This window comes from Chitinophaga sp. (assembly GCF_036566945.1).
In the GTDB taxonomy this organism is placed as follows: Bacteria; Bacteroidota; Bacteroidia; order Chitinophagales; family Chitinophagaceae; genus Chitinophaga.
In genome coordinates, this window is record NZ_DATCVJ010000228.1 from 1 (window position 1) to 8,455 (window position 8,455).

General features: G+C 46.8%; 9 protein-coding genes and 1 pseudogene. 6 read left to right on the forward strand and 4 right to left on the reverse strand.

The genetic code is table 11. The features are described 5' to 3' along the window. The coding region (locus VIP81_RS06575) for a Bor/Iss family lipoprotein (protein WP_331957675.1) at positions 1-280 on the forward strand (280 nt) is incomplete at its 5' end. 30 nt (positions 281-310) lie between these two features. Next, the gene (locus tag VIP81_RS06580) at positions 311-1,819 is read left to right on the forward strand and encodes an FAD-binding protein (RefSeq protein ID WP_331957676.1); all 1,509 of its coding nucleotides are present in this window, start codon (positions 311-313) and stop codon (positions 1,817-1,819) included. 8 nt (positions 1,820-1,827) lie between these two features. Here VIP81_RS06580 and VIP81_RS06585 read toward each other — a convergent pair whose 3' ends face one another. Further along, positions 1,828-2,409 carry a DinB family protein gene (locus VIP81_RS06585; protein WP_331957677.1) on the reverse strand — a complete coding sequence of 194 codons (582 nt, stop codon included), beginning with the start codon at positions 2,407-2,409 and terminating at the stop codon, positions 1,828-1,830. 74 nt (positions 2,410-2,483) lie between these two features. Between VIP81_RS06585 and VIP81_RS06590 the strand changes: the two genes are divergently transcribed. Further along, positions 2,484-3,734, forward strand: a complete 1,251-nt coding sequence (locus VIP81_RS06590) for a thioredoxin family protein (protein ID WP_331957678.1) — start codon at positions 2,484-2,486, stop codon at positions 3,732-3,734. 219 nt (positions 3,735-3,953) lie between these two features. Here the strand turns inward: VIP81_RS06590 and VIP81_RS06595 are convergent, their stop codons facing one another. After that, entirely contained in the window at positions 3,954-4,781 is an 828-nt protein-coding gene (locus VIP81_RS06595; RefSeq protein WP_331957679.1) for an NAD(P)H-binding protein, read from the reverse strand. Positions 4,782-4,983: 202 nt separating this feature from the next. On the opposite strand from VIP81_RS06595, the gene VIP81_RS06600 reads away from it, so the two are divergent. The 3 genes and pseudogenes from VIP81_RS06600 to VIP81_RS06610 form a co-directional block, all read left to right on the forward strand. Then, on the forward strand, positions 4,984-5,349 hold the full coding sequence (locus tag VIP81_RS06600) for a hypothetical protein (protein ID WP_331957680.1): 366 nt from the start codon (positions 4,984-4,986) through the stop codon (positions 5,347-5,349). Positions 5,350-5,483: 134 nt separating this feature from the next. Next, entirely contained in the window at positions 5,484-6,116 is a 633-nt protein-coding gene (locus VIP81_RS06605; protein ID WP_331957681.1) for a DNA-3-methyladenine glycosylase, read from the forward strand. A gap of 71 nt (positions 6,117-6,187) precedes the next feature. After that, a pseudogene (locus VIP81_RS06610) lies at positions 6,188-6,430 on the forward strand (RNA polymerase sigma factor); the annotation flags it as partial. Positions 6,431-6,521: 91 nt separating this feature from the next. Here VIP81_RS06610 and VIP81_RS06615 read toward each other — a convergent pair. After that, the gene (locus VIP81_RS06615) at positions 6,522-7,211 is read right to left on the reverse strand and encodes a hypothetical protein (RefSeq protein WP_331957682.1); all 690 of its coding nucleotides are present in this window, start codon (positions 7,209-7,211) and stop codon (positions 6,522-6,524) included. A 138-nt stretch (positions 7,212-7,349) separates the two neighbouring features. Beyond that, entirely contained in the window at positions 7,350-8,225 is an 876-nt protein-coding gene (locus VIP81_RS06620) for a heme-binding protein (protein WP_331957683.1), read from the reverse strand. Between the last annotated feature and the right edge of the window lie 230 nt (positions 8,226-8,455).

The following is an 8,455-nucleotide window of genomic DNA, read 5'->3' on the forward strand; positions in this document are numbered from 1 at the left end:
TTGTTATTCCTATCGCGTGGCCACTCACGCGCTCCCTTCAACAGATACTTCTCCTGTCAACAGCAAACGGGCCTACAGCCTGTTCTGGGGATTGCTTAATAATCCACAGGTTATCAGCACACCGGTGTGCGACTCACTCGGCGTAAATGGCGTATCAGAAGTAATGGTTAAAACTAATTTCGGCAATGCGCTGCTGACCGTTTGTACCCTGGGTATTTATTGCCCGGTCAGAATAGAATGGAAATGCGCCAAGCCCTGTGCGCAGGTGGATTCTTTGTAGTTCATTTCTTCACCCTATTATTCATCTGCCATGAAAATTATTAAGCACGGCGGTTTCTCCTGGAGTAATCTGCACAATACGTTTACGCAACCTGTAACAGACCTCTATGACCTGGCCAATGACGTGACCGGCACCGTATTACAGAATTACAATAGTACCACCGCCGGTATTCAGCAAATCATCAAAGATGCTATACAAAGCGGCACTTCCCTGCGCACGCTGGGCGGGAGCTGGTCATTTTCTCCCATAGCTGCCACCAAAGGCATTTTACTGAATACCAAATCACTGAATATCCGTTTTACCATTAACAGCAGCAGCACTGCCACGGCGTATACCGGCGATGCTAAAAGACTTTGTCTTGCGCAATGCGGCAATGGCATCTGGGAGCTGAACGACTTCCTCCATCAGCGGGGACTGTCCCTGTCGGCCTGTGGCGCCAGCAACGGCCAAACCATTGCAGGGGCTATTGCAACCGGCACACACGGCGCCGCCATTGGCTTTGGCGCCGTACAGGAAGGCGTGGTGGGCCTGCATATCATCACCGGGCCCGATCAGCACATCTGGCTGGAAAGAGCCTCCTACCCTGTTGTGGCCGATTCCTTTGCCAACAAACTGGGCGCAACAATAGTGCGGGACGACGACGCCTTCAACGCCGCCGTTGTCAGCTTTGGTGCATTTGGTTTTATCCATGGCGTGATGATCGAAGCAGAAGATGACTACCTGCTGGAATACTACCTGCGCCGCGTACCTTATGATGACGCGCTGATTCATCAACTGACTACGCTGGATTTCGCCTATGCCCATCTGCCCTTTCCGGATGTGGTTCCCTTTCATTTCCAGACGCTCATCAATCCCTACGACCTCGACAAAGGCGCTTATATGACCACCATGTATAAACGTCCTTACCGGGACGACTATACGAGACCCAAACCCAATGGGCAGGGTATTGGTCCCGGCGATGATGCACCCTGCTTTATTGGTAAACTCGCAGGTGTACTCCCCGCCGCCGTACCATTACTGGTCAATAAAGTACTGGCGAAAAGTCTCACGTTATGTGAACAACAATACGGACGACTCGGAGAAATCTTCAACAACACCACCCTCCGGGGCAAAGTATCCAGTGCCGCCGTAGGACTTCCGGTAACTGCGGTAGATAAGGTAATAACGGGATTGCTGCAGGTGAATAAACAGGCAGGACCCTTTGCCGGATTATTTGCTTTTCGATTTGTAAAAGCCTCCAAAGCCACGATGGCATTCACACATTTTGCACCCGTTACCTGTGTATTGGAATTGGATGGCGTACTATCAGCCGATACCGTTCGCTTTTACGAAGCGGTATGGAATATGCTGGACCAGCTGAATATTCCTTTTACCTTTCACTGGGGGAAGATGAATACGTTAACGCCTACACGCGTACGACAAATGTATGGGGCCAACCTGGATCAATTTCTGGCAGCACGTGCACGGATAGTGGATCCGGAAATGGTACGGATTTTTAGCAATGATGCGATGAAGCAATGGGGAATAGATCCGCCGTGATGTACTCCTCAGACCCCGTATTTTTCCCGTAGCATATTATAATGATGGATGCTATGCCCTACGGCCATCCAGCCTAAACTACGTGCGGTGTAAATGTCTCCTCCCGGGAATCCTCTAAAATCCAGCATGGCATCCGTCATACTGCTAAAAAGACTGATGGTAGCGTCTCTGATGGTTAAAAGCTCTGCTGCTATATCGGCCAGTGTACGATTGGCTGCGTTGAAGTCTTTCGTATATCCCTCTCCTGCCGGCACTTCCAGGTGAACCGCTATTTGTCTTGCATAACAAAAAGATTTATAAGCATAATATCGTTCATCATCTGCCACGTGAATAAACACCTGTTTAACCGACCATTTATCTGGGGCATATCTATAATCCGCAGCAGAAGCCGGAATGGAATGAATCAATTGCTGCATCTGCTGCTTATTATTTTCTAAAGCCGTTATTAAATCGTCGCCAGCAGCCAGATCGAAGAAATATGGATACCAGGAAGGTGCATCCTTTGTATCAGGACGATGAATTTTTATCATGTCGTTGTTGATTTTATACGCCAGGTTATCTTGTGATTCCTCACTGCGGGTTCTTCCCACAACTTATTATATTTGTAATACACGTTATTTTTCCCGTAGCAAAACTGTGTCATCCACAATTTAAGCCAAAGCGTATGAAAACAAGCCTGGTCATTACTGTTTTATGTTTTATCCAATGCCTTGCCATGGCCCAAACACCACAGGGACAAGGGATTCAATTCTTCTCCGGCACTTATGCGGAGCTCCTGCAGGCGGCAAAGCAACAGCATAAAATGATTTTTATAGATGTATATACAGATTGGTGCGGGCCTTGCAAAGCAATGGATAAAAATATTTTTCCTTTGAAAGAAGTAGGTGATAAGTATAATCCATTATTGCTGAGTTATAAATTAAATGCAGAAAAAGGAGAAGGCATTGCCTTAGCTAAAAAATTCAACATCGGCGCCTACCCTTCCTTTCTTTATCTTAACAGCAGCGGGTATCTGATACATAAAGTAGTGGGTGAAGGTCCGGCTGCCACGTTTAACGGGCATGTGGATAAGGCAGTGGAATTGGCGGCAGATAAAAATCAGTTAGGTAACCTGGAAGCTGCATTTAATGAAGGTAACCGGCAACCGGCATTTCTGCGTACGTACATTTCCCGGAAGGCCGCATTGGCCATTGACAACAGCCAGGCATTTGATGAATGGATGAAAGTGATGCCGCCGGAAGATTTGAAAAAAGAAGAGCACCTGGTATTTATCGGGCAACAGATAAACGGCATACAAACCAGTGCCTTTATATTTTTAATGGATCATTATGACGGGTTGAGTGATGCATCGAAAGCCGCCATTAAACCACGGCTGTACAATCAGATATCAGAAGAAGCCATCCCCAACGCGATCAGAGATAAACGACTGCTGGAGATGAAGCAACTCCTCCGCTACGTGCAGCAACTGGGTACACTCACGGAACAGCAATCAATTCGCATGAACCGGCTCAACCTGATTTATGCGGGGATGGTGAAAGATGAAGCATTGTTGAAAAAGTCCGGCTACACTATGGTGGGTAACCTGATGACCATCTCCCTGGATTCTGTTCACGCAGAAGATGCCCGGCGATATGAACGACTGTCCGCATCCTTTCTGAAAACAGAAAAAGACAGCGCTAAGCTGGCCGCCTTTGAAGAGGAAAAACCTTATATCATCAATGTTTTTTCGAGAGAAGTATATTTCAGATTGTTTGCCGCAGCTTCGGCCTTCAGTACCACGCTGGAGAGCCGGGACAAGTCTTTGGAAGATGCGCTTACATGGGCCGTCAGAGCGCAACAATTAATACCAGGTGTAAAAGAAACTTCCGACCTCATTGCCAAACTAAAAAGTAATATCGCGGCAGGTTCGAACTAATTTTATGCGCCGGACGACAACAATATTCACGACCCGGCTCCCGATTTCCGGAAAACGCTGGTATGGCTGGCCAACATCATTACAGACGAACGCGGACTCGCTACCGTGAGCTTCTTCAGCTCAGATATTACCGGCGCTTTCAGCGGAAAAATAGAGGACATCAGTGAACAGGGACTGATAGGCAAAAAACATTTTATGCTACAAGTAGTCCGTAAATAGCTAGGCATTCCAAATGCCTGTTTCCGCAGTCTTTCTGGCGTAAACGGCGAAATCTTTTGGTGCTCTTCCAAGGGCGCGTTGCACGCCATCTGTCAGGTAGGTATTCCGGCCATCCAGTACTTCTGCAAACAAATAGGTTACCAGCCAGATCACATCTTCCGGCACTGCGTATTCCAGCATCATGGCTTTATATTCTTCTATGGAGAGCTGTTCATATTGAATAGGCTTTTGGGTGGCGGCAGCGATTTCGCCTACCGCTTCTGCAAAGGTCATTAACCGGGGACCAGTGAGCTCATATAACTGACCGGCGTGGCCTTCTTCCGTAAAAGCAGCGACAGCAGCATCCGCGATATCGTCGGCATCTACAAATGGTTCTACCACATCGCCGGCCGGCAGCGCCACATGACCCGCCAGCAAAGGATCTAGCAAATAGCCTTCGCTGAAGTTCTGATTAAACCAGGCCGACCGCAGAATGGTCCAGTCAATGCCCGCATTGATCACGATCTCCTCACATGCCTGCGCCTCTTTTTCGCCGCGGCCAGACAATAACACGATATGCCGGATACCACTTTTCACAGCGGTTTGTGTAAATGCACGGATGATATCCACGGTGCCCGGTACAGCTAAATCAGGATGATAACTCAGGTACACTGCCTCCATTCCCTGTAGTGCAGCCTCCCAGGTGGCTTCATTTTCCCAGTCAAATGAAGGATCGCCGGCGCGTGAACCAATGCGTACCGGCCAGCCTTTCGCGGTTAATTGTGTGGCTACTCTGCTGCCCGTCTTACCAGTGCCTCCTAATACAAGTACATGTTGTTTCGCTTTCATAATTATTTTCTTTTCCCAAAACTAAGACGGCCCTGTTTCGGAAAATAGAACAAAACCGACAGCAGGAATAAAATTTTATCTTCCACATTTCTCACCTGCATGGACATTGCGCTGTCGCATGCTAATTTAGCTGCTCGTCATGATCAACTCCACCAATGATAACATGACTTAACCCTATTTCTCATCTCAAAATAATCAAACCATGAAACGTATTTTAGCGGCGTTCTTATTGCTGACATTTCTCCCGATCAGTTTCTCCTTTGCTACCACCCCTATTAAAAATACCGGTAAAGCGTCCGTGAGCCGCGCCCGTATTCACGCGCACCTGCAGTTATCACAACGGGTGGCAGGTATTGATGTAAATATTCCGACAGCGCTGTACACCGTCACCAACCTGAATACCAGCGCCAACGGTACGGTTTACAACAGCAATTTGTATGATGTGGAAGTACAGGAAGGAGATGTACTTTACCTGAATACTTTGGGATTATTGCCTTCTATTTCTTACACCGTTACAGCGGCTGATATCGACAGCGAGTATATTCACGTGTCTATTTTGTCGCTCTGATCAAAGGAGGGATATCATCCACTAAGCCATCCGCGGGAGCTGCGGATGGCTTAGTGGATGGTGTTGTAAATCTTCATTTGTTGCGGCACAATACTACGATAGTCGTATCTTACAAAACGGCTACTTTTTCACACATGAAAATAAAAAAACTAAGCGCCGCATTTTATCAGCAAAAAGATGTGGTGAAGATTGCCAGCTCATTGTTGGGCAAAATGCTGGTCACAGAAATAGACGGCGTACGTACCGCGGGCAGGATCGTAGAAACAGAAGCCTATGCCGGTGTTACCGACAAAGCTTCTCATGCCTGGAACGAGCGGCGGACCAACCGTACCGCAGTGATGTATCTGCCCGGTGGAATCAGCTATGTATATCTTTGCTATGGTATTCATTACCTCTTCAACGTCATCACAAATGTAAAAGACACACCCCATGCCGTACTGATACGGGCACTGGAACCCGTGGATGGTATAGATGCGATGAAAGCCCGTTTCGGTCAGCAGCCTACCCGGAATATTACCGCCGGGCCGGGGAACCTGAGCAAGGCACTGGGTATTCATACCGCGCTCACCGGGGAAAGTCTGACCGGCAACAAAATATGGATAGAAGATGCTCCCAACCTACCCGATGATCAGATCCTTATTTCTACCCGCGTGGGCGTTGCCTATGCCGGGGAAGATGCTTACCTCCCCTATCGCTTTAGCATAAAGGATAACAAATGGGTGAGCAAAGGAAAAGGACTCACAAAAAATACTTCCGATAAAGTGTGATTTTTCAGAGGTTGGTGCGAATAATGAAGAAAGTAACATTTTTCACTCTGGTATCCTGACAATTACGACGCATGAAGGCAACTGACAAATCGGAACGTTTTCTGGGTGTTATTCAGACGCATAAAGGCATTCTTTATAAAATAGCGAATGCTTACTGCCATGATGCGGAAGACAGGAAAGACCTCGTGCAGGAAATCATCATCCAGTTGTGGAAATCATTCGACAATTACTCAGATGAGTTTAAATACTCCACCTGGATTTATCGTATCGCCTTAAATGTGGCCATCTCATTTTATCGCAAAGAAAACCGGCGAAAGCAGGTCGACAGTCCACTATCGGATGGCGTACTTAATATGACCGATACCGGCCTCCCGGACGACACCGTTACAAATTACGGCAGCGTTACTACTTTCCCTCCGGCGTTAAACTATTACAATACACGATCAACTTTACCAGGTCTTCATCATTCTTTACATTCAGCTTATTACTACGGATATAGGCTGTTAATGCCGCGCTATCGCCTCCAATGGCTTCCAACACGGCTTTTTCATTCTTCTTAATACTCACCGGCACACCGTTTTTTGCAATGAAATAATTCGGGTATTCTTCAATAGTAAGCACCGTGGTAGCAGAATTATATGCTTTATCCTTACGCACTTTTTTTACATTCCTGAAGAGCAACTGCACTTTACCATCTGCCAGCACCTGGTAATAAGAACTTTCGGTAGCGCCTTTTGCCGGTGCAAAACCATTGCGAAATACTAACTGGCTATTATCCTTCCGGCTGTTGATGTTGAAAGATTTTACCGGCTGCACAAATGTATTCATCTCGTTCTTTTCATTTCTAAACAGCAGCTCATCTTTTACCTGGTCATATTTCAACGCTACACCGGTATAGGATTTATCGCTTTTGAGGACTACACTGCCTATGGCCCAGTCTTCCTGCAGATAGGGAGAGCCCTGCACATCTGTATAACTCTTTTCAAAAACAGGATTACCATCTGCTCCTTTTGACAACAAAGCCGCTCCTGCCTGGGCAGACAGGCGCGTTACACTCACCGTTAACATACAGCCGATTAACAACCAACGTTTCATGATATAGATTTTTGGATGCTAAAATACGAAAGGCTAACAGCTATTCTATAGCTGCTTCATTTTTATTTTAACTCCAAACAAAAACCCGCCTCTCAGCGGGTTTCGTTTGGGGTTAATGCTTGACAAAATATAGCGCGTTTACTGTTTTACCAGGGTATTTATGTTAATATGCGGCCACATGATAAGTCCAGGCTCACCAAAGCGGGGTAAGAAATTAAAGTTTGTTTGCTGCGTATATTGTAATTGCAGGAAATTGGTATTGTCTGCAGTCACTTCTTCTACCCAGAAAATGGTGGTAAAATTATTAGGATTTACATGTTGTGTAGTAAAAGGAATATTCAGCAAACTGGAACTATCCAGCACAAACGTAGTCACCTTGCCAATTTCCTGATTGGATAATGCTTTCCGCAGGGTGGCATTGGGATTTTTCACATCAAAATCGGGGAATTTCGTTTGTGCCTGCAGGTATTGATCCAGGTAACCCAATGGTACATCCGGGCCGGCCAGCGGAGTAGAATCGTTGTCAGGAATTGGTGGCACTCCCTGCGAAGTAAAAGTGTTACCCAGTACCAACACCGCATCGCCATGCGGGATACTGGCCTGCCGGGCAATTGTTTGTGCCGGCGGTGGCAATGCTTCCAGGGCCTCCACCTGTTGCGGCTCTATGTGAGCAAGATTAAGCCACATCCCGTTTTCTACATGCAATACACCACCGGTAAGATTATCGGTTACCGTCAGGTCGTACAAAACAGCACCGACCATTTGTTCTACTGTGCCGCCACGATTAGGCACCGGTGCACTCACCGCTGTGAAGTTGATCGTTTCCGTATAGTTTTGGATCAACAACAGGAAGCCTTCCGCACCGTTGGGCACAGCTACCAGGTTCCAGCCATTGGAACCTTTCCAGGTACCCAATAATGCGGCGAGCGGGCCTAACTCATCTTCAATCTGGGCGTTGGTTCCGGCCAGGCGGACAAAGTTCTTTAAAGGGGGAACGTTTTGAAATGTTTGCATGATATAGTTATTTAGGAGTGGAAAAAGAAGTAGTATACGCCGGTATCAACAGCATAACATCACCTGGTGGTAGTCGTGCACTACCAGCAAGTTTTCAAAGTATAGAAAGACATGATTAAAACGATCGTACATTCAGCTCAACTATCACTAAGCATCTGTTATTTTACTTTTGATGTGCAGATGATTTTGTAAATAATTAGCGGCTACCAAAGGTAGATTGCCAGAAGGAG

Bases quoted from the DNA above. Each gene is read 5' to 3' on its own strand.
- VIP81_RS06605 (WP_331957681.1), top strand. From the start codon at position 5,484: ATGAAAATAAAAAAACTAAGCGCCGCATTTTATCAGCAAAAAGATGTG.
- VIP81_RS06600 (WP_331957680.1), top strand. From the start codon at position 4,984: ATGAAACGTATTTTAGCGGCGTTCTTATTGCTGACATTTCTCCCGATC.
- VIP81_RS06580 (WP_331957676.1), top strand. From the start codon at position 311: ATGAAAATTATTAAGCACGGCGGTTTCTCCTGGAGTAATCTGCACAAT.
- VIP81_RS06615 (WP_331957682.1), bottom strand. From the start codon at position 7,211: ATGAAACGTTGGTTGTTAATCGGCTGTATGTTAACGGTGAGTGTAACG.
- VIP81_RS06590 (WP_331957678.1), top strand. From the start codon at position 2,484: ATGAAAACAAGCCTGGTCATTACTGTTTTATGTTTTATCCAATGCCTT.
- VIP81_RS06595 (WP_331957679.1), bottom strand. From the start codon at position 4,781: ATGAAAGCGAAACAACATGTACTTGTATTAGGAGGCACTGGTAAGACG.
- VIP81_RS06620 (WP_331957683.1), bottom strand. From the start codon at position 8,225: ATGCAAACATTTCAAAACGTTCCCCCTTTAAAGAACTTTGTCCGCCTG.